We start from the raw sequence: 19,789 nt of genomic DNA, 5'->3' as shown, positions 1-19,789 counted from the left end.
TGGTCCTGATATCGACCCGATTTTCTCGGTTTGACCGGCCCAGCAAGCTTGCACAGGAGGGGGGCTTGTGGCAGATATCGGCCCGCTTGGTAGCGCCCCCAGGGCGCCCGATTCTTCACCAGCACATGCTGCCGTAGCTCAGTGGTAGAGCACTCCATTGGTAATGGAGAGGTCGACAGTTCAATCCTGTCTGGCAGCACCATTTTCCCCATCGAAGCGAGCCCTGTTGAAACAAGCCTTGCCTTTGGCAGCGTGCCCGCAACACCCACGGATGCGATCGTGATCACCCGTTCCCTGCCCTATGAAGGACTGCTCCACGAGATCGTCGAGCACAACGGCGTGCTCTATCTCGGCGGCATCGTCCCTGAAGATGCGGGGTTCGACATGACGGGCCAGGCCGACGATGTGCTGCGCCAGTTGAAGACCCTGCTCGATGGCGCCGGCTCCGATCTCTCCTGCGTTCTGCAGGTGACGATCTTTATGGCTGATCTCGCCGACAAGGCGGTGTTCAACGAGGTGTGGAAGCGCTATTTCACCGCGAACCATCTGCCGGCGCGTGCGGCCGTGGGCGTTGCGGATCTCGGCCCAGGCGTCAGGCTGGAGCTGACGGCGATCGCCGCCCGTCGGTGACAGTCCATTGCAGATGAGATGGTGCGCGACCTGGGCGCACGCCTCGTCCTTCGAGACGGCGCTTGGGCGCCTCCTCAGGATGAGGCTAGGCAGCATCGAAGCTCGTGGACCTGCAGCCACGCATTCGGTCCTCATCCTGAGGGCCCGCCAACGGCGGGCGTCTCGAAGGATGGCCGCAAGCGAAGTCGGCTTCATTTGCGCTTGCTCCCGGCGGCGCTGAGACACGGGACCTGCGAGGCGGATCGTCGGTTCGTTCCTGTTTGCACACATGAAGCTACGTTCTCGCGGCTTGAAACGCCCGAGTTTTGCTCTCCTGTTTCGCCCTCTTCCTTGAAGAAGGCGCAGGGAAGACCGGGTGCCGGCTGGCACCCATGACCCGCTGCGCGAATAATTTGCACACGCAAATGCGCAGGCGGACAACAGGTGGGCCGGAAACACCCGGCCTTCCCTGCGCGATGGGTTGACGGCCTATGCCCGCTCTCCCCGGAGCCGAATTCCTTCTGGCCTCCGTCACCTCGCGAAAACCGATGCACCGCGTCCGGTTGGCCGATGCATCTTCGCGAAGGCTTGGCTGTAGCAACGACAGCCAGGACCACGTGGTTTAGCCGTACGCGACTGCTTCGTTCGTCGCACGGAGAAGGACCTCACGGGGTTCACCCGCCCTGGTCCCGCCTTGCCGTGCCCGACGCAGCCGCGTCCACCGCACCCCCGCCCACGTTCGTTGCGACGTACGATCGCCCCTCTCCTCGGGCCGGGATGACGTGAATATGCCGTAATTCCGAATTTCGGTAAAGTGGAATATTTTCGCGGCGGGGGATTGACGGGGTTGAGGTGTTTTGCCCGACGGGTCGCGACTGGGCCGCGCTGGTAAGGTTAATCCTTCCTTTCGATTGTCGGTAAAGTTTTATCTATTATGGTCTTCGTCATTCGTGACGAACCGGAGGTTTTGCTAGTGATCGCGTTTTTCCTGATCGTGACTGGGACTGCGCTGCTTCTCTCCGGCATCGTCGCCTTCGGCTTTCATAGAAATTCGCTGCACTCGATGGCGTTGCTGTAGCCGTATCAGGGCGCGGGCTCGCGGATTGGTGGGGCGGCTTGTCCACCGTAGCTGGTAGGACGATCAATTGTCGTTGTCCGCCGCGCGCCTCGCGAACCGATCATCCGACCGGCGCAGGCGCCGGCTCAGCTCGCGGTTGATGTTCTGCAGCACGATCACATAGGCGTGGATGTCGGCCTTGTAGCAGGCGTAGAGATTTTGCGCGGTCAGCTCGTACAGCACCGTCGGCGCCTCCGCGACCACGGTTGCAGAGCGGTTTTGCATTTCGATCAGCGTCATCTCACCGAAGAAGTCGCCGGGCTGCAGCACGGAAATCGGGATGACGCGGCCCGCCTTCGTCCGCTTGCTCACCGCGAGGCGGCCGGATTTGACGATGAACATCGAGCGGCCCGGCTCGCCTTCCGACACGACGGTGCTGCCTGCCTCGAAGCTGCGCTCGACCAGCATGGACATCAGGAGGTCGAGGCTCGGCTGCGGGAGACCGCCGAAAAACGGCGTCGCGAGCAGGAACGCTTCCAGATCGGGGGCCGTGACGGTCATTGCGCGAGGTTACGCCGCGTCACCGACTGCGGCAAGCGGAGCTGCGTAGCCCGGATGGAGCGCAAGCATAATCCGGGGCTGTCAACCACGGATGCAGTCGTCCCGGATTGCGCTTCGTTTCATCCGGGCTACGAATCCCGGCGCGGCGTCACTGCCGCGCGCCACTCTCCCCGCGCAGCGTCCTTCGCTTTCGCCACACCTGCAGGTCAATCATGACCTTTGCAGTTACCGCAAGGACCAGGACGCACAACGCCACTTTCGACATCGTTTCCATCGTTCCTTCAATCAGGAGGCAATGGACCACGCTGCCCGCGACGATGACGATCGCGAGCGGCATATGAATGAAGCGCCAGGTTCGCGGCCGCAGTTCCAACCGCCGGCGCAGGGACGCCAGCAGCGCAACAATGAAGATCGCCCACATCGCGGTCACGCCAAAGGGCGAGAACGGCGTCGGCGAAGTGTAGGTCAGGGCGTCGATCATGTCGGGCGGGCTGGTGATCCAGAGTCCGGCGACGTGGATCACCACGGCCAGCACCAGCACGCCGCCGATCCAGCGATGGGCGCGCCGTCCGCGATAGGCCGACAACGGCGGCAGGTAGCCGCCGATCAGCATGGGCTGCACCAGCACGAGACCGAGCGCGACGATCCCGGCGAAGCCGGCGAGGATGTAGACCGGCCCGCGCCACGCGAGCTGTTCGCTTGTCGCAGCCAGTGCGACCGGCACGCCGATGGCCAGGGCAATGGCGACCCAGATCAGGATCACCCGCGCCGATCTCCACCCCGTCATTCGCCGGCCCGATCAGGCCGGCTGCAGGACGAAATGCGCCTCGAGGCTGGTTTCCTTGGCACTCCGCATCACCGGCCGCAGGAACACGGTCTTGAACTCGCCGCTGTCATAGGCGAGATGGCCATGCGGCTGGCCGAAGATCGGAATGATCTGCGGCATCTCCAGCCGGAACTTGCCGTCCTTGTCGGTGAGCGTGGCGCCATGGCTCTGCGGCTCGTGCTCCTGGCCCTCGACCGTATGCGCCCAGATCTGGATGCGTTGCCCGGCGAGCGGCGCCCCGTCGCCGGCGCGGCGCACGGTGCCCCTCATCCAGAAGCCGCCCTTGCCGATGCGATCCACGGTCGCGGCACCCTTGCGGTAATTGTTCGCGCCACCCGACATCGTTTCGGTCGGTGCGAGGCCTGACGCGCGGGCCGGAAGCAGCAGGCCCGGCATGCTGGTTGCGAGAACGCCGGTTGTCAGGACGGAGCCGCCGGCGACCAGCAGGTTGCGGCGGTTGAGTACGACCATGGTCATGTCGGTTCCTCCTGGCGTCGGCGCGATTGTGCCCCGTGCGATGGCCTCTCGTGCCCCGGACGCGGTGCGGCTCGCAGTGATGCGCCGCAGGGCCGGGGCCCACAATTGGCAGCATGGGTCCCAGCTCTGCGGCGCCGCGTTTCACGCTGCACCGCGTCCGGGACACGAGTCCGCCGTGTCATGGCTGCGCAACACTACAACAATGGGCGTGAAACGCCCAGTTGAGGCGACGGGCGCCATAGGTCGCAATAACAGTGTTGTGAACGAGGCTCGGCCCAGCTCGAACGGCGTCTTGGAGGAGTGAGCAATGCGGATGCCATCCAGGTGTCGCTTGATGGCAATGATGGGTTTCGCAAGCGCTCTCTACCCATCCCGCGCGCGGACACTACATGTGGTGGCACAGCTCCTTTCACCGGTACCCCGCCCATGATCCCCTTCTCCGTGCTCGACCTCGCGCCCATCCGCCAAGGCGGCGATGCGGCGCAGGCGTTCCGCAATTCGCTCGATCTCGCCCGGCACGTCGAGGCCTGGGGATTCAAGCGGTTCTGGCTGGCCGAGCATCACAACATGACGGGAATCGCGAGCGCTGCGACGTCGGTGGTGATCGGGCACATCGCGGGCGGAACAAAGACGATCCGCGTCGGCTCCGGCGGGATCATGCTGCCGAACCATTCGCCGCTGGTCATCGCCGAGCAGTTCGGCACGCTGGACTCGCTCTATCCCGGGCGGATCGATCTCGGGCTCGGGCGGGCGCCGGGCACCGACCAGTTCACCGCTCGGGCGATGCGGCGCGACCTCGCGACGGCATCGGAGAATTTTCCGCATGACGTGCTGGAGCTGCAGGCGCTGCTCGGCGACGTACAGCCGAACCAGACGATCCGCGCCGTGCCCGGCATGGGAACGAAAGTGCCGCTGTGGATTTTGGGATCGAGCACCTTCGGCGCGCAGCTCGCCGCGATGCTGGGGCTGCCGTTCGCGTTCGCCTCGCATTTCGCGCCGCAGATGATGATGCCGGCGCTGCGCGAATATCGCGCGCGCTTCGAGCCCTCTGCGCAACTCGACAAGCCCTATGCGATGGTCGGCGTCAATGTGTTCGCCGCCGACAGCGACGCGGAGGCGCAGCGGATGTTCTCCTCGCTGCAGCAGCAGTTCATCAATCTGCGACGCGGCACGCCGGGCCCGCTGCCGCCGCCGGTGGACGACATGGACGCGCTGTGGTCGCCGGCGGAGAAGGCCATGGTCGGCCAGTCGCTGTCATGCTCCGCGGTCGGCTCGCCTGATGTGGTCGAGCAGAAGCTGAAGGCGCTGATCGCGGACACCGGCGCGGACGAGCTGATCACCACGGGCCAGATCTACGACCATGCAGCGCGGCTGCGCTCGTTCGAGATCGCGGCCGGGGTGCGCGACCGGCTGGCGAAGCAGCCGGTGGTGTGAACGCGGTCGCGCGCCGACGGAGGTGCGCCCCCTCCCCCGCGTGCGGGGGAGGGTTGGGGAGAGGGTTTCTCCGCAATGGGACAACCTCCTAGAGGAGAGAGCCCTCACCCCAACCCTCTCCCGCACGCGGGAGAGGGAGCGACCGCGTTCGTGGCGAGCCCTCGAGTACTTTAGTCCGGAAACCCGAACAGCTTGGCCGGATTGTGCACCAGGATCTTCTCCAGCTCCGTCTGGTCCGCGACATAGCGGTACATCAGTTCGAGCAGGTCGGCATCGTTCGGCGGCTGCTTGACGGAGACCGGATGCGGCCAGTCGCTGGCCCAGACGCAGCGATCAGGAGCCGCCTCGATATAGGCGCGCGCGATCGGGATCACGTCGTCATAAGGAGGCCCGGCCTTCGAGGTCTTCTCGCCGAGCGACAGCATCACCCAGAAATTGCCCTTGGCCAGCAGCTCGAGCATCTTGCGCAGGTTCGGATCGTTCTTGCCGGCCTCGGGATCAGGCCGCGCCATGTGATCGATCAGCACGGGGACGTCGAGATTCTCGTATTTGGCGACGCTCGACATGATGCCGTCTTTTTCCGGCTGGATCTTGACGTACCAGCCGAGCTCGCGAATGCGGGCGATCGCGCGGGCGAAATCGGCGTCCGACAGCACGGCTCCCAGCTCCTGGCGGAAGCTGAAGCGCGCGCCGCGCACGCCGGCATCATGCAGCCTGGCGAGATAGGCGTCGTTCGCCTCCGCGAACACCAGCGCGTTGGCGCAGCCGCGGTAGTTCGGACCCATCGCGGCCAGGCCGTCGAGCACGACGGCGTGGTCGGCGCCGTAAGTCGTCGTCTGCACGATGATGCCGCGCTCGATGCCGAGCGTCTTGTGCACGCGCAGCGCAGCTTCCCAGGTCGCGGTCGGCATCCGGTAGGCGGCGCCGGGACGCTCCGGATATTTCTCGATCGGACCCAGCACGTGAAATTGGCTGTCGACGGTTTTGGGCGGCGGCGCCTTGACCGGGCGGCGCGGATTGGGATCGAACGGCAGATAGGTCGGCATGCAAACGCTCCTTCAGTCGATCATTGCGGTGAAGTCGCACTGCACCAGCGCGCCGCCGTCCATGTTGTCCATCGGCAGCGCATGGCGCGCGGGCCGGGAATGCTCGTCCGGAAACATCTTCAGCCATTCGACATTGATGGGCCCGCGATTGCCGCGGTCCTTCAGCCACACGGTCATCTTGATGATGTCGTCGGTGGAGCCGCCGGCGGCTTCCACCGTCGCCTTCATGTGCGCGAACATATTGGCGCATTGGGCGTCGAGGCTCTCCGGCATCGCGCCGGCGCCATCGCGGCCGAGGATGACGCCGGACATCACGAGATTGCCGATGCGGCAGGCGTTCGGGATCGGGTTGGCGTGCTTGAAGCCGCCGATATGGATGCTCTTGCGCCGCGACTGACCGCTCATGGTGCGCTCCCTGTTTGTTGTTGCTTCAGACGAACTGGCACGACACGGAGCCGAAGGCGCCATAATCGGCATGAAACGTGTCGCCGCGGCGGATGTCGACCGGCCGCGTGAACGATCCCGCCAGCACCACTTCGCCGGCGGCGAGATGCTCGTCATGCGGCGCGAGGCGGTTGGCGAGCCAGGCGATGCCGTTGGCGGGATGATTGAGCACGCCGGCGGCAAGTCCGGTCTCCTCGACCTCGCCGTTGCGGAACAGGAGCGCGCCGATCCAGCGCAGATCCGCATCCATCGGGCGGAACGGCCGGCCGCCGAGCACCAGCGCGGCATTCGCCGCATTGTCCGAGATCGTGTCCATCACCTTGCGCGTCTTGCCCGTTTCGGGATCGACGCGGTGCATGCGCGTCTCCAGGATCTCCAGCGCCGGCGTGACGTAATCGGTGGCGTTGAGCACGTCGAAGATGGTGCAATCGGGCCCGCCCAGCGGCGCCTTCAGCATGAAGGCGAGCTCGACCTCGATGCGCGGCGCGTGGAAACGGTCGAAAGGAATGGGCGTCGCGTCGGCATAGAACATGTCGGCGAACAGCACGCCGTAGTCGGGCTCGGAGATGCCGACCGCGTTCTGCATCGCCTTCGAGGTCAGGCCGATCTTGTGGCCCTTGATGATCCGGCCGCGGCCAAGCTGCAGCCTGGTCCAGGCGCGCTGCACGGCGTAGGCATCCTCGATCGCGAAATCGGGATACTCCTTCGTGAACATCGGGATCAGCGTCTTGGTGCGCTCGGCCTCGTCCAGGCGCGCGGCAAGCCGTTCAATCGTGGCGGCATCGAGCATGGTCTATTGCTCCGCCGCGACGGTGTTGCGCAGCACACCGATCCGGCGCGACTCGACCTCGACGACGTCGCCGACCTTGAGCCAGCGCGGCGGATCGAAGCGAACGCCCGCGCCCGTCGGCGTGCCGGTCACGATCATGTCCCCGGGCTTCAGCGTCGCGAAAGTCGAGAGATAGGAGATCAGGTAATCGAACGGGAACATCAGCCGCTCGGTCGAGTCCTGCTGCCGCACCTCGCCGTTGACGCGCGTGACGATGTCATGCGGGCCGCGCGGGTCGAGCTCGTTCGCCGTGACGAGCCATGGGCCGATGCTGCCGGAGCGATCGAAGTTCTTGCCCTGGGTGACGTTGAACTTGCCGTGGCGCAGCCAGTCGCGGACGGTGCCCTCGTTGCACAAGGTCATGCCGAAGATGTGCGACCATGCATTTTCGCGCGGGATGTGGCGGCCGCCCTGGCCGATCACGATGACGAGTTCGCCTTCATAGTCGAGCTGATCCGAAACCTTCGGCTTCTCGATCGGCTGGCCGGAGCCCGTCATCGAGGACATGCTGCGCACGAACAGGCTCGGATATTTGGGCAGGTCCGAACTGTCCTTGTATTCGGCGTTGCGCTCGGCGTAGTTGACGCCGATGCACCACAGCTTTTCGGGCGCCAGCACCGGCGGCAGCAGGACGAGATCGTCGATTTCATAGTCCGGCTTCGCGCCCGCGATCGCCTCCTGCGCATCGGACAGCGCGTTGGCCGCAATCAGCGCCTTCACGTCGGAGAAGTCGCGGCCGATCCGCCGGGTCAGATCGACCACACCGGCTTCGACGGCCGCGCCGTAGCGCGGCTCTCCGTCCACGAGATAGCTCAGCAGTCGCATGGTCGTTCTCCAATTTGTGTCGGGCAGCGCGGCCGGCGGCGCGCTCAGTCTTTCGATTTGGGCGTCTGGTAGACCGTGTTGAGCGTCACGATCTCGCCGAGGCTGGCGTAACGGGGACCGCCGATGCGCGCGATCGGGTCGAGCGCCTTGGTCTCGACCTTGCCGTCGTTCACCAGGCCGTCGCGCAGATGGAACATCACGACCTCGCCGACGATCAGCCGGCTCCTGGCTTCACCGAATTCGAGGCACTGCCGGAAACGGCATTCCATGGCGACGGGCGCTGCGGCGAGCCGCGACACCTTGATGCGCTCGCAGGGCAGCGTCTCCAGCCCGAGATGCTCGACCTCGCTGATTTCAGGCGGATGCTCGATTGACGAGTCGTGCAAGGCCTGCATCAGCGGCGTATCGGCGATGTGGATGACGTATTCCTCGGTATCGAGGATGTTGTGCGCGGTGTCCTTGTAGTCCGTGCCCTTGCGGCCGACGCTGATGGCCAGCATCGGCGGCTTCTGCGAGACGAAAGTGAAGGCGCTGAACGGGGCGAGGTTGAGCACGCCGCTTCGCGACAGGCTCGTCACCCAGGCGATCGGACGCGGCACCACGATGCCGGTCATCAGGCGATAGATGCGCTCGGCGCCGAGCTCGGTCGGATCGATCCGCATCGATCAATCCGCCCTGATGTTGGCCTTGCGCACCACCGGAATCCACTTGGCGTCCTCGCGCACGAGATAGGCCTTGAATTCGTCCGGCGTCATCGCGACGGCTTCGCCGCCGAGCTTCTCGAATTTGTCGACCACGGCAGGGTCCTTCAGGATCGCAGCCAGCGTCTCGTGCAGCTTGTCGATGACGGGCGCCGGCGTGCCTGCCGGCGCGAACAGGCCGGTGAAGGTCTGGCCGTCGAAATCCTTGTAGCCGAGCTCGGCGAAGGTCGGCACGTCGGGCAGCGACTTCAGGCGGTGCGGGCTGGTGACCGCGAGCGCGCGAAACAGACCGGCCTTGATGTGCTGGAGGCTGACCGTGAGCTGGTCGAACGCGAACTGCACCTGGCCGCCGAGCAGATCGTTGATCGCAGGCGCGTTGCCGCGGTAATGCGCGGTGACCCATTGCAGGCCGAGGTTCTCCTGCATCAGCTCGCTGAGCAGATGGTTGGTCGTGCCGGGGCCGGGCGAGGCCATCGTCAGCTTGCCGGGCTCGCGCTTGGCGAGGTCGATGAATTCCTTGAACGTGTTGGCCTGCACCGACGGATGGACCTCGAGCACCAGCGGCGTCATCGAGATCGTCGAGATCGGCATGAAGTCCTTTTTCCAATTATAGGCTTCGCGCCTGTTGATCTCGGTCGCGAACAGCACCGGACCGTTGGCGCCGACGAACAGCGTGTAGCCGTCGGGCGCCGACTTCGCGAAGGCTTCGCCCGCGATCATGCCGCCGGCGCCGGCCTTGTTCTCGATGATGAAGGGCTGGCCGAGCTTTTCCTGAAGCTTGTCGGCGACGATGCGCGCGGCGCTGTCGACATTGCCGCCGGCCGGATAAGGCACGATCAGCTTGACGCTGCGCGCCGGCCATTGCTGGCCGGACGCGGGCCCTGCCAGCATCGCGGTGGCGGCAGCTATGGCAATCCAGATTAATCTCATGTTAACCTCCCGGCAGCGCTTCCAAATTTTATGTCGAATGCGGTGATGCGCATGGCAACGCGATCGGGGCGCAATCTCCAGATGCGCGCTTGTCCTGTCGAGTGAATTGTGGCGTTCTTGTCCATATTATGGACAGAACCAGATTCACCCGCAACGCGATGGAGCCGCGGCAGGGCGCGCAGGCGATCCGCCGCGCGCTCGCCGTGCTGCGCATTCTTGCCGCAGGGCGCGAGGACGGGGTGCCATTGGCCGAGGTGATCCGGGCAACCGGCCTCACCCGGCCGACCGTGCATCGCATCGTCCACGTGCTGATCGAGGAAGGCATCGTCGAGCGGCACGAGCGGACCGGCCGCTACGCGATCGGCAACCAGGTGCCGGAGCTGGCGCTGGCACGGCCGCGGCCGTCGCGGTTGCTGATCGCCGCCAATCCGTCACTGCAACGTGCCTCCACCGAAATCGGCGACACGCTGTTCCTGACGGTGCGCACCGGAAACGACACGCTGTGCGTCGATCGCAGGATCGGAATCTATCCGATCCAAGTGCTGTCGATCGAAGTCGGCGCGCGCCGGCCGCTCGGCGTCTCCAGCGCCGGCGTCGCCATCCTCGCCGCGATGCCGGCGCCGGAGGCGCGAAAGATCGTCGCAGCGAACGAGAAGCGACTGGCCGCCTACCAGACCGACACTGCCACCGTGCTCGGCCAGGTCACCGCGGCGCGGCGGCGGGGATATGGCATGCGGGAGATCGGTCTCGTGCAAGGCACCAAGTCGATCTCCACCTGGATCAAGACCCCGGATGGGCAGCCGGCCGCGGCGATGACCGTCTCCGCCGTTCGGACGAGGCTCGGGCCAAGGCGCGAGCAGGAGGTCGCGGAGATCCTGCTGCGCGAGGCGCAGATCATCGAGCATGCCATTCGCGGCTAGCTTCCCCGAAGAGCGAGGCGAGGGAGTGCACCGTCTCCGGCGCTGTCAATGGCTGACTTGGCACGCCATTTTGTGGCACAAGGGCGCCATCGTCGACCGACCCACGAGGCCAAGCATGCCCGCGCCGAAACCACCTGCCTTCGAGACCCTGAGCCTGCATGCGGGCCAGCATCCGGATCCCGCGACCGGCGCCCGCGCGGTGCCGATCTACCAGACCACGTCCTACGTGTTCCAGGATTCCGATCACGCCGCGGCGCTGTTCAACCTGGAACGCGCCGGCCACATCTATACGCGCATCTCGAACCCGACCACCGGCGTGCTGGAGGAGCGGCTCGCCGCGCTGGAGGGCGGCGTCGGTGCGATCTGCACCGCGAGCGGCATGGCCGCGCTGCATCTGGCCATCGCGACGCTCCTCAATGCCGGCGATCACATCGTGGCCTCCAGCTCGCTCTACGGCGGCACCATCAATTTGCTGGCGCACACGCTGCCGCGCTTCGGCATCACCACCAGCTTCGTCAAACCGCGCGACCTCGACGCGTTCCGCGCGGCGATCAAGCCCAACACCAAGCTCGTGATCGGCGAGACCATCGGCAATCCCGGGCTGGAAGTACTGGATATCCCCAAGGTCGCGGCGATCGCCCATGACGCGAAAATCCCGCTGCTGATCGACAACACCTTTGCCACGCCTTATCTCAGCCGGCCGATCGAACTCGGCGCCGACATCGTGATGCATTCGGCAACCAAATGGATCGGCGGCCACGGCATCGCGATCGGCGGCGCGATCATCGACGGCGGCCGCTTCGACTGGCGCGCGTCAGGCAAGTTCGCCGTGCTGACCGAGCCCTATGGCGGCTATCACGGCATCGTCTTCGACGAGCAGTTCGGCACCGCCGCCTTCATCATGCGCGCGCGCACCGAGGGCCTGCGCGATTTCGGCGCCTGCCTGTCGCCGACCAACGCGTTCCAGCTGCTGCAGGGCGTCGAGACGCTGGGCGTGCGCATGGACCGCCACATCCAAAATACGCACCTCGTGCTGGAAGCCTTGAAGTCGAACAAGGCGGTCGACTGGGTGCTGCATCCCTCGCTGGAGGACCACGCGGACTATCAGCTGGCAAAGCGATTGCTGCCGCGCGGCGCCGGCTCGATCGTCTCCTTCGGCATCAAGGGCGGACGGCCCGCGGGACGCAAGTTCATCGAAAGCCTGCGCATGATCAGCCATCTTGCCAATGTCGGCGACGCCAAGACGCTGGTGATCCACCCCGCCTCGACCACACATCAGCAGATGGACGCCGAGCAGCTCAAGGCGGCCGGCATCGGCGAGGAGCTGGTGCGGCTGTCGGTCGGCATCGAGACGGCCTCCGACATCATCGACGATCTCTCCCAGGCGCTGCGCATCTCGCAAAAGGTTTGAGACCATGAAGCTCTCCGTCAACGGCGCCGAGGTGTTTGTCGCAACCGGCGGCCGCGAATTCGACAAGTCCCTGCCCGCGGTGGTCTTCCTCCACGGCGCCGGCTTCGACCGTTCGACCTGGGCGCTGCACACGCGCTGGTTCGCCCATCACGGATTTGGTGTGCTGGCGCCTGATTTGCCCGGCCACGGCCGATCGGCCGGGCCTTCGCTGGCAAGCATCGCGGATATGGCCGACTGGACGGCCGCATTGCTTGACGCGGCCGGTGTAGCCAAAGCCCACCTGATCGGCCACTCCATGGGATCGCTGATCTCACTGGAAACGGCTGCACGTCACCCCGACAAGGTCTCCGCACTGAGCCTGATCGGCACCGCCGCGACCATGACGGTCGGCCCCGACCTGCTGAAGGCCGCCGAGGCCAACTCGCAGGATGCGAGCGACATGGTCTCGATCTGGGGCCTCGGCTTCAACGCGGAGCTCGGCGGCAGCCTCGCGCCGGGCCTGTGGATGCACGGTGGCGCCCAGGCTGTGCTGAAGGCTTGCGAGCCGGGCGTGCTGTTCAGGGATCTCTCGGCCTGCAATGCCTACGCGAATGCGCTGAGCGCCGCCGCGGGCGTGAAGGTGCCGACGACCCTCATCCTCGGCGAGCGCGACATGATGACGCCGGCGAAGGCGGGCAAGGCGCTCGCGGCCGCGATCCCGCATGCGAAGACCGTCACCGTGAAGGGCGCGGGTCACATGATCATGGCCGAGCGCCCGGATGAATTGCTGGCAGCATTGAAGGGCTGATGGGATCAATCCTCCCCCTAGCGTGCGGTCGGACATCTATGAGGTGGACCAGGGCAAGCGCACCCCGAAGCGCCGCCGGAGCTGACTTCGTATAGCGACCTTGTGAGTTGAATGCGGGTGGCTGCCATTCGACGATGCGGTCGTCGATGGATCAATCGGAGCTTCTCATGTCGGACAGTCTCAAAGGACGCACGGCGCTGGTCACCGGCGGCTCGCGCGGGATCGGCGCCGCCGTTTGTCTTGCGCTGGCCGAGGCCGGTTCCGCCGTGGCGATCAATTGCCGTGAACAGATCGGGCAGGCCGAGCAGCTGGCAGGCGAGATCGGCAAGCAGGGCGGCCGCGCCATCGTCGTCGCCGCCGACGTCTCGCAGCGCGATGCCGTGGCCGGAATGGTCGAGCGCGTGACAGGCGGGCTCGGGCCGATCGACATCCTCGTCAACAATGCTGGCATCGCCATCACACGCGGCGTCGACGATCTCACCGAGGAGGATTTCGACCAAACGATCCTGGTCAATCTGAAGTCCGCGTTTCTGTGCACGCAAGCGGTGATACCGTCGATGCGCGCAAGGGCGTGGGGCCGCATCGTCAACATCTCGTTGGGCGCTGCGCGCGGGGCCGGCTCGATCGGCCCGCATTACAATGCATCCAAGGCCGGCATGGAGGGGTTGACGCGAGGCTATGCGGCGCGACTCGTGAAGGATGGCATTACCGTCAACGCGGTCGCGCCGTCGCTGATCGAGACCGACATGATGAGAGGCCAGCCGCAACTCGTCAGCCGCATCCCGCTCGGCCGCTTCGGTACGGCAGAGGAAGTGGCGAAAGCGGTGATGCTGCTGGTCGACAATGCCTACATGACCGGGCAGACGATCGCGCTGAGCGGGGGCATGGCGTTCAATTAGGAGGCGGTATACGAGCGAGCCGTGGGGTGGGCAAAGCGAAGCGTGCCCATGATCTGTGTGGAATCGGTGAGAATTCGTGGGCACGGCGCAAGTGCGCCTTTGCCCACCCTACGACTCCGGACTCGTGGAAGGTAAAACGTTCACCACATCGTCGCCGCCGCGCGCTCGGGCCAGATGCGATCGTATTCCGCGCCGCCGACCTTGTTGTCACTCATCTCGGCGAGGATCTGGCCGGGCGTCGGCAGCGTCCTGGGGTCGATGCGCTTGTCGGGATTCCAGAGATCGGAGCGGACGATAGCGCGGGCGCATTGGAAGTAGATTTCATCGACGATCATCACCATGACGCTGCGCGGCGCCTTGCCCTCGACCTTGAACGAGGCCAACAGCTCGGGATCGACCGAGAGATGGGCGCGGCCGTTGGCGCGAACCGCGTTGCCGGAGCCGGGAATCAGGAACATCAGCGACACCCTGGGATCGCGCACGATGTTGCGCAGGGAATCGACCCGGTTGTTGCCGCGGCGATCCGGCAGCATCAACGTCCTGGGATCATGGATCCGGACGAAGCCGGGCAAGTCCCCACGCGGCGAGCAGTCGATGCCTTCGGGTCCGACGGTGGCGAGCGCGGCGAACGGCGCCTTCTCGATGAAGATGCGATAAAGCGGGGTGACGTGGTCGGCGACTTTCACGGTCGAGGCGTCGTTGGTGGCGCCGTAGATGGCCTCCAGCTGTTCGATCGTTTCAATCACCGACATTCCGTTCTCCCTGCTGTGGTGGCTAATCCTGCCAGCCCTCGTTCCTGATCACGCGCACCAGCTGGCGGGCGTGATACTCCGCGCTGCCGGCATTGAGGATGGTGACATCGGCCTGCGCCGACCTGTCGTCGACGCTGCGGGTGAGGCGTTCGGCGATGTTGCCGTCGCTTTGACGCGCCCTTGCGGCCAGCCGCGCGGCCAGCACATCCGGCGGCGCCGTGATCGCGACCACCACGACGTCAGCATAGGTCTGGCGCAGCGCGCCGATCACGGTGCGCGAAACGTTGGCGACGACTGTGCGGCCGGCGCGGATATCGTCGTTGATGTCGAGCGTCAGGGCATAGGAATGCCCGTGCGCGTCCCAATGCACGGCGAAATCGCCATGCTCGCAGGCTCGGCGGAATTCGTCGGGACCGAGCGCGACATTGTCTTCGTCGGCGGAGGGTTCACGCGTCACGATTCGGCGCGGAAAGACAATGTCGTGATCGTCAGCGCAGGCCGCCTGCGCCAGCCGCAGCAGCGTGTCCTTGCCGGCGCCGCTGGGACCGACCACCAGCACGAGCCGGCCGGGGCCGATCGCGCCGGCCCGCCCGTCCGCCATGGTCGCTGTCTCGCTCATGCGACGCGGCTTCCTTCGCGCCAGACGCTGCGGACCACAGGGACGTGGCCTGCGACATGCACGCGAATGAGGTCGGCGCGCTTGCCGATCGCGACCTCGCCGCGGTCGGTGAGGCCCACCGCCTCGGCGGGCGCCTTGGTCACGGTGCGGATCGCCGCGGGAAGGCCGATCGCGGGGACATGCTCGGGCAATTGCAGCGCGCCCATCAGGAGGCTCGACGGAATGTAGTCCGAAGACAGGATATCGAGCAGGCCTTCACGGGCGAGATCGACCGCGGCGATGTTGCCGGAGTGCGAGCCGCCGCGCACCACGTTCGGTGCACCCATCAGGATGTCGATGCCGGCCTCGTGCAGGCCGCGCGCGGCCTCCAGCGTGGTCGGGAATTCCGCCACCGAGACGCGGTCGCGCACGGCGTCGGCGACGTTCTCCTCGGTGGTGTCGTCATGGCTCGCCAGCGGAATATTATGCGAATGAGCCAGAGACACGATCTCGCGCATGTTGGTCGCGGCATAGAGTTTCTGATATTCGAAGCGCTTTGCGAACAGTTCGTCGAGCTCGGCATCGGTCTTGCCGCCGCCCTTGCCCCGGTAATAGTCGCGCAGCTTGACCTCGTCGCGGAACTGGCGCTGGCCCGGCGTGTGGTCCATCAGCGACATCAGCCTGACATCGGGACGGTCGATCAGTTCCTTCGCCTCCTCGACCACGCTCGGCATCGGGATTTCGCAGCGCAGATGCAGGAAGTGATCGGCGCGCAGCAGGCTGGCCTCGCGCGCTGTCGTGATCGCGGCGGCGAGCACGCCGGCGCGGCCGTCGACCTCCTCCGCGCCGTCCTCGCGCCAGACCCGGAGCGAGTCGAACACGGTGGTGATGCCCGACGTCGCAAGCTGCCCGTCATAGGAGATCACGGCGGCGACCGGATTCCAGAACACCTTCGGGCGCGGCACGTAATGGGCTTCGAGATGATCGGTGTGGAGCTCGATCAGGCCCGGCATGATGAGGTCGCCGCCGGCATCCTCGGCGCCCGCAGGCGCAGCGCCCTCGCCGATCTCGGCGATGCGCCCGTCGGCAAGAGCGAGCCAGCCCTGCTCGATCACCCGATCGGCCAGCACGATCCTGGCGTTGGCGATCACAATGTCCTTCGGCTTGGCGTTCATTTCCATATCCCTCAGGCCGCGGCGGCGAAGCTGGTGACGTCGACGATGCGGTCGGCAATCAGATGGCGGATTTCGTCGTCATGGACAATGGCGACCATGGCTGTGCCCTGGCGTTTCTTCTCGGCCACCAGCTCGACCACCACCGCACGGTTTGCGGCGTCGAGCGAAGCGGTCGGCTCGTCCAGCAGCAGGATCGGAAGGTCCGAGATGAAGCCGCGCGCGATGTTGACGCGCTGCTGCTCGCCGCCCGAGAAGGTCGCGGGCGGAAGCTGCCACAGACGCTCGGGGATATTGAGGCGGTGCAGCAACTCGCCGGCGCGCGCCTGCGCCTCGGTGCGTGGCATGCCGTTCACGATCAGCGGCTCGGCGACGACGTCGATGGTGGCCACCCGCGGCACGGCGCGCAGGAACTGGCTGACATAGCCGATGGTAGAACGGCGGACGTTGAGCACCTGCCGCGGCTCGGCGCTGGCGAGATCGATCAGCGCGCCGCGGTGGCGGATGCCGATGCGGCCGCTATCGCAGCGGTAATTGCCGAAGATCATCTTCAGGATCGACGATTTACCCGCGCCTGACGGGCCCGACAGCACGACGCATTCGCCCGCGTCGACGTGAAAGGTCACGCCGCTGACGACAGGCAGTTCGATGCCGCCTTGCAGGTGCATCGTGAAGGTCTTGTTGGCGTTGGCGACGTCGATCATGGCGGTCATTGGGCGGCTCATCTGGAAAATCTCATGGCGGCAGAATCGAGGAGACGAGGAGCTGCGTATAGGGCTCGCGCGGATCGTCGAGCACCTGATCGGTGAGACCGGTTTCGATGACGCGGCCGCCCTTCATCACCATCACGCGGTGCGAGAGCAGCCGCGCGACTGCGAGGTCGTGGGTGACGATGATGACGGCGAGCTGCAGCTCGGCGACGAGGCTGCGCAGGAGATCGAGCAGGCGTGCCTGCACGGAGACGTCGAGCCCGCCGGTCGGCTCGTCCATGAACACCAGCCGCGGCTCGGTGACGAGGTTGCGGGCGATCTGGAGCCGCTGGCGCATACCGCCGGAATAGGTCCGCGGCGCATCGTCGATGCGCGCGGTGTCGATCTCGACGCGGGTGAGCCAGTCGGAGGCGGTGTCGCGGATGCGACCGTAGTGGTTCCAGCCCACCGCCATCAGCCGTTCGCCGACATTGGCGCCGGCCGAGACCGCCATGCGCAGGCCCTGCGCGGGATCCTGATGCACGAAGCCCCAGTCGGTACGATACAGGAAGCGCCGCTCGGCTTCGCCGAGCGTCGCGAGATCGCGGAGGACGCCGTCGCGCATGCGGTAGGAGACGCGGCCGGCACTGGCTGCGAGCTGGCCCGACAGGAGTTGCAGCAGCGTCGACTTGCCCGAGCCGGATTCACCGACGATCGCCAGCACCTCGCCCGGATAGAGCGCGAAGGACACGTCGCGGCACGCGGCGATGCGACCGAAGGATTTGCTGAGGGAGGTCGCGACCAGCAGCGGCTCGTCGTTTTCAAGCAGATCAGCCATGTGAGCTCGCCTTCTCCTTGTACGGCGCGGCACTCTCGCTGCCGTGATGGCCGGCGGCCTGGCGGCCCTCGCAATAGTCGGTGTCCGAGCAGACGAACATGCGGCTACCCTTGTCGTCGGTGACGATCTCGTCGAGATAGGAGTTCTCCGCGGCGCACAGCGCGCAGGGCGCGTTGAAGCGGTAGGGCTCGAACGGGTGATCCTCGAAATCGAGCGACACCACTTTCGTGTAGGGCGGGATCGCATAGATGCGCTTCTCGCGGCCGGCACCGAACAGCTGCAGCGCCGGGCAGTTGTCCATCTTGGGATTGTCGAATTTCGGCGTCGGCGACGGGTCCATCACGTAGCGCGCGTTCACCTTCACCGGATAGGCGTAAGCCGTCGCGATGTGGCCGAAGCGGGCGATGTCCTCATAGAGCTTCACATGCATCAGGCCGTATTCGGCCAGCGCGTGCATGCGCCGCGTCTCGGTCTCGCGCGGCTCGAGGAAGCGCAGCGGCTCCGGGATCGGCACCTGATAGACCAGCACCTGATTCTCGCTCAGCGCCGTCTCGGGGATGCGGTGACGGGTCTGGATCAAGGTCGCATCTTCAGTCGCCGTGGTGGTGGCGACCCCGGCGGTCTTGGCGAAGAATTTGCGGATCGAGATCGCGTTGGTGGTGTCGTCGGAGCCCTGATCGATCACCTTCAGCACGTCGGCGGGCCCGAGGATCGCGGCGGTGACCTGCACGCCGCCCGTGCCCCAGCCATAGGGCATCGGCATTTCGCGGCTGGCGAACGGCACCTGATAGCCGGGGATCGCGATCGCCTTCAGGATGGCGCGGCGGATCATCCGCTTGGTCTGCTCGTCGAGATAGGCGAAGTTGTAGGTAGGCGCGTTCATTCCGCGGCCTCCTTCATGGCGTCAGGCGCCTGGGCATCGGTGAATTCCTTGCGCAGCTTGCGGAGCAGGCCGAGCTCGGACTGGAAGTCGACGTAATGCGGCAGCTTCAGATGCTCGACAAAGCCGGTGGCCTGGACGTTGTCCGAATGCGACATCACGAATTCTTCATCCTGCGCCGGGGCCAGTGCCTCTTCGCCGAGTTCGCGGGCGCGCAGGGCGCGATCGACCAGCGCCATCGACATGGTCTTGCGCTCGCTCTGCCCGAAGGCGAGGCCATAGCCGCGGGTGAAGCACGGCGCTTCGGTCGCAGAGCCCTTGAACTGGTTGACCATCTGGCACTCGGTGAGCTCGATCGAGCCGAGCGGCACGGCGAAGCCGGCGTCTTCCGCCAAGAACTCCACCTCGACCTCGCCAAAGCGTATCTCGCCGGCGAAGGGATGGTTGCGGCCGTAGCCGCGCTGGGTGGAATAGCCCATCGCGAGCAGAAAACCCTCGTCTCCGCGCGCGAGGTTTTGCAGCCGCAGATCCCGATCCGCCGGAAAATTCAGCGGCTCGCGAGTGAGATCGCCGACGCTGGCACCCTCTTCGGCCTGCGGCGAAGATTCGATCAGCCCATCGCGGCCGAGAATATCGGTCACGCGCGGCGTCGGCGCCGTCGACGCATCAGCCGTTGCCGGCGCCTCCGGCACGAAGCCTTGCGCGAGCGCGGGATCGAGCAGGCGGTGGGTGTAATCGAAGGTCGGCCCGAGGATCTGGCCGCCCGGAATGTCCTTGAAGGTCGAGGACACTCGCCGCTGCACCCGCATCGCACCGGTGTCCACCGGCTCGCTCGCACCGAAACGGGGCAAGGTGGCGCGGAAGGCGCGAACCAGGAAGATCGCCTCGATCAGGTCGCCGCGCGCCTGCTTGATCGCCAGCGCCGCGAGCTCGCGGTCATAGAGCGAGCCTTCGCTCATGACGCGGTCCACCGCCAGCCCAAGCTGTTCCGAGATCTGGTCGAGCGTGACTTCCGGAACGTTTTGGTCGCCGCGCCGCTTGTCTGCGAGCAGGCGATGGGCGTTCTCGATGGCGCGTTCGCCGCCTTTGACTGCGACATACATG

Annotated in this window: 23 protein-coding genes and 1 tRNA gene; 8 read left to right on the top strand and 16 right to left on the bottom strand. The window is 65.9% G+C overall.

Features of this window, described 5'->3' with window-relative positions:
* Nucleotides 1-127: 127 nt before the first annotated feature.
* The 3 genes from IVB24_RS05915 to IVB24_RS05905 all read left to right on the top strand — a co-directional run bounded on the left by IVB24_RS05915 (nt 128) and on the right by IVB24_RS05905 (nt 1,687).
* Nucleotides 128-202 (top strand) — tRNA-Thr (locus tag IVB24_RS05915).
* A 77-nt stretch (nt 203-279) separates the two neighbouring features.
* On the top strand, nt 280-630 hold the full coding sequence (locus IVB24_RS05910) for a RidA family protein (RefSeq protein ID WP_247772358.1): 351 nt from the start codon (nt 280-282) through the stop codon (nt 628-630).
* A 913-nt stretch (nt 631-1,543) separates the two neighbouring features.
* Nucleotides 1,544-1,687 carry a hypothetical protein gene (locus IVB24_RS05905; RefSeq protein ID WP_155527948.1) on the top strand — a complete coding sequence of 48 codons (144 nt, stop codon included), beginning with the start codon at nt 1,544-1,546 and terminating at the stop codon, nt 1,685-1,687.
* A 63-nt stretch (nt 1,688-1,750) separates the two neighbouring features.
* Here IVB24_RS05905 and IVB24_RS05900 read toward each other — a convergent pair whose 3' ends face one another.
* From IVB24_RS05900 to IVB24_RS05890, 3 genes are all read right to left on the bottom strand, one after another.
* The gene (locus tag IVB24_RS05900; RefSeq protein ID WP_166467942.1) at nt 1,751-2,227 is read right to left on the bottom strand and encodes a cyclic nucleotide-binding domain-containing protein; all 477 of its coding nucleotides are present in this window, start codon (nt 2,225-2,227) and stop codon (nt 1,751-1,753) included.
* Between the two features lie 148 nt (nt 2,228-2,375).
* A complete protein-coding gene (locus IVB24_RS05895; RefSeq protein WP_094976519.1) occupies nt 2,376-3,014 on the bottom strand; it encodes a ferric reductase-like transmembrane domain-containing protein in 639 nt (212 codons plus the stop codon).
* Between the two features lie 12 nt (nt 3,015-3,026).
* A complete protein-coding gene (locus tag IVB24_RS05890; protein WP_247772357.1) occupies nt 3,027-3,530 on the bottom strand; it encodes a Twin-arginine translocation pathway signal in 504 nt (167 codons plus the stop codon).
* 426 nt (nt 3,531-3,956) lie between these two features.
* Between IVB24_RS05890 and IVB24_RS05885 the strand changes: the two genes are divergently transcribed.
* Nucleotides 3,957-4,964, top strand: coding sequence for an LLM class flavin-dependent oxidoreductase (locus tag IVB24_RS05885; protein ID WP_247772356.1), 1,008 nt, complete (start codon nt 3,957-3,959; stop codon nt 4,962-4,964).
* 170 nt (nt 4,965-5,134) lie between these two features.
* Here the strand turns inward: IVB24_RS05885 and IVB24_RS05880 are convergent, their stop codons facing one another.
* From IVB24_RS05880 to IVB24_RS05855, 6 genes are read right to left on the bottom strand one after another with little or no spacing between them, the layout of a single operon-like run.
* Entirely contained in the window at nt 5,135-6,010 is an 876-nt protein-coding gene (locus IVB24_RS05880; RefSeq protein WP_247772355.1) for an amidohydrolase family protein, read from the bottom strand.
* A 12-nt stretch (nt 6,011-6,022) separates the two neighbouring features.
* The gene (locus tag IVB24_RS05875) at nt 6,023-6,415 is read right to left on the bottom strand and encodes a RidA family protein (RefSeq protein WP_247772354.1); all 393 of its coding nucleotides are present in this window, start codon (nt 6,413-6,415) and stop codon (nt 6,023-6,025) included.
* Between the two features lie 25 nt (nt 6,416-6,440).
* Nucleotides 6,441-7,244, bottom strand: a complete 804-nt coding sequence (gene hpaH, locus IVB24_RS05870) for a 2-oxo-hept-4-ene-1,7-dioate hydratase (protein ID WP_247772353.1) — start codon at nt 7,242-7,244, stop codon at nt 6,441-6,443.
* A gap of 3 nt (nt 7,245-7,247) precedes the next feature.
* A complete protein-coding gene (locus IVB24_RS05865) occupies nt 7,248-8,108 on the bottom strand; it encodes a fumarylacetoacetate hydrolase family protein (protein ID WP_247772352.1) in 861 nt (286 codons plus the stop codon).
* A 44-nt stretch (nt 8,109-8,152) separates the two neighbouring features.
* Entirely contained in the window at nt 8,153-8,770 is a 618-nt protein-coding gene (locus IVB24_RS05860) for a flavin reductase family protein (RefSeq protein WP_247772350.1), read from the bottom strand.
* A 3-nt stretch (nt 8,771-8,773) separates the two neighbouring features.
* Nucleotides 8,774-9,739, bottom strand: coding sequence for a tripartite tricarboxylate transporter substrate binding protein (locus IVB24_RS05855; RefSeq protein ID WP_247772349.1), 966 nt, complete (start codon nt 9,737-9,739; stop codon nt 8,774-8,776).
* A gap of 128 nt (nt 9,740-9,867) precedes the next feature.
* Here IVB24_RS05855 and IVB24_RS05850 point away from each other — a divergent pair, with 128 nt between their 5' ends.
* The 4 genes from IVB24_RS05850 (at nt 9,868) to IVB24_RS05835 (ending at nt 13,756) form a co-directional block, all read left to right on the top strand.
* Complete coding sequence (locus IVB24_RS05850) at nt 9,868-10,659, top strand: IclR family transcriptional regulator (RefSeq protein WP_247772348.1); 792 nt, start codon at nt 9,868-9,870, stop codon at nt 10,657-10,659.
* A 115-nt stretch (nt 10,660-10,774) separates the two neighbouring features.
* Nucleotides 10,775-12,070, top strand: a complete 1,296-nt coding sequence (locus tag IVB24_RS05845) for an O-acetylhomoserine aminocarboxypropyltransferase (RefSeq protein ID WP_247772346.1) — start codon at nt 10,775-10,777, stop codon at nt 12,068-12,070.
* 4 nt (nt 12,071-12,074) lie between these two features.
* Nucleotides 12,075-12,857, top strand: a complete 783-nt coding sequence (locus tag IVB24_RS05840) for an alpha/beta hydrolase (protein ID WP_247772345.1) — start codon at nt 12,075-12,077, stop codon at nt 12,855-12,857.
* A 167-nt stretch (nt 12,858-13,024) separates the two neighbouring features.
* On the top strand, nt 13,025-13,756 hold the full coding sequence (locus IVB24_RS05835; protein WP_247772344.1) for a 3-oxoacyl-ACP reductase family protein: 732 nt from the start codon (nt 13,025-13,027) through the stop codon (nt 13,754-13,756).
* A gap of 140 nt (nt 13,757-13,896) precedes the next feature.
* Here the strand turns inward: IVB24_RS05835 and IVB24_RS05830 are convergent, their stop codons facing one another.
* The 7 genes from IVB24_RS05830 to IVB24_RS05800 are packed head-to-tail and all read right to left on the bottom strand — an operon-like array spanning nt 13,897 to nt 19,788.
* Nucleotides 13,897-14,508 (bottom strand): pyridoxamine 5'-phosphate oxidase family protein, encoded by a 612-nt coding sequence (locus IVB24_RS05830; protein WP_247772343.1) that lies wholly within the window; start codon nt 14,506-14,508, stop codon nt 13,897-13,899.
* A 22-nt stretch (nt 14,509-14,530) separates the two neighbouring features.
* Nucleotides 14,531-15,127: a phosphonate metabolism protein/1,5-bisphosphokinase (PRPP-forming) PhnN gene (gene phnN / locus IVB24_RS05825; RefSeq protein WP_247772341.1), complete on the bottom strand. Its 597-nt coding sequence runs from the start codon at nt 15,125-15,127 to the stop codon at nt 14,531-14,533.
* Complete coding sequence (locus IVB24_RS05820; RefSeq protein WP_247772340.1) at nt 15,124-16,281, bottom strand: alpha-D-ribose 1-methylphosphonate 5-triphosphate diphosphatase; 1,158 nt, start codon at nt 16,279-16,281, stop codon at nt 15,124-15,126. Before IVB24_RS05820 ends, phnN begins: the two co-directional genes overlap by 4 nt.
* Nucleotides 16,282-16,292: 11 nt before the next feature.
* Nucleotides 16,293-16,991 (bottom strand): phosphonate C-P lyase system protein PhnL, encoded by a 699-nt coding sequence (gene phnL / locus IVB24_RS05815; RefSeq protein ID WP_247774049.1) that lies wholly within the window; start codon nt 16,989-16,991, stop codon nt 16,293-16,295.
* Between the two features lie 22 nt (nt 16,992-17,013).
* Nucleotides 17,014-17,805 carry a phosphonate C-P lyase system protein PhnK gene (gene phnK, locus IVB24_RS05810; RefSeq protein WP_247772339.1) on the bottom strand — a complete coding sequence of 264 codons (792 nt, stop codon included), beginning with the start codon at nt 17,803-17,805 and terminating at the stop codon, nt 17,014-17,016.
* A complete protein-coding gene (locus tag IVB24_RS05805) occupies nt 17,798-18,688 on the bottom strand; it encodes an alpha-D-ribose 1-methylphosphonate 5-phosphate C-P-lyase PhnJ (RefSeq protein ID WP_247772338.1) in 891 nt (296 codons plus the stop codon). The genes phnK and IVB24_RS05805 overlap by 8 nt, the downstream gene beginning before the upstream one ends.
* Nucleotides 18,685-19,788 (bottom strand): carbon-phosphorus lyase complex subunit PhnI, encoded by a 1,104-nt coding sequence (locus tag IVB24_RS05800; protein ID WP_247772337.1) that lies wholly within the window; start codon nt 19,786-19,788, stop codon nt 18,685-18,687. Before IVB24_RS05800 ends, IVB24_RS05805 begins: the two co-directional genes overlap by 4 nt.
* Between the last annotated feature and the right edge of the window lies 1 nt (nt 19,789).

The organism is Bradyrhizobium sp. 192, assembly GCF_023100965.1.
GTDB lineage: Bacteria > Pseudomonadota > Alphaproteobacteria > Rhizobiales > Xanthobacteraceae > Bradyrhizobium > Bradyrhizobium symbiodeficiens.
The sequence above is the reverse complement of the archived record's forward strand: the minus strand, read 5'-3'. Positions and strand labels throughout refer to the sequence as shown.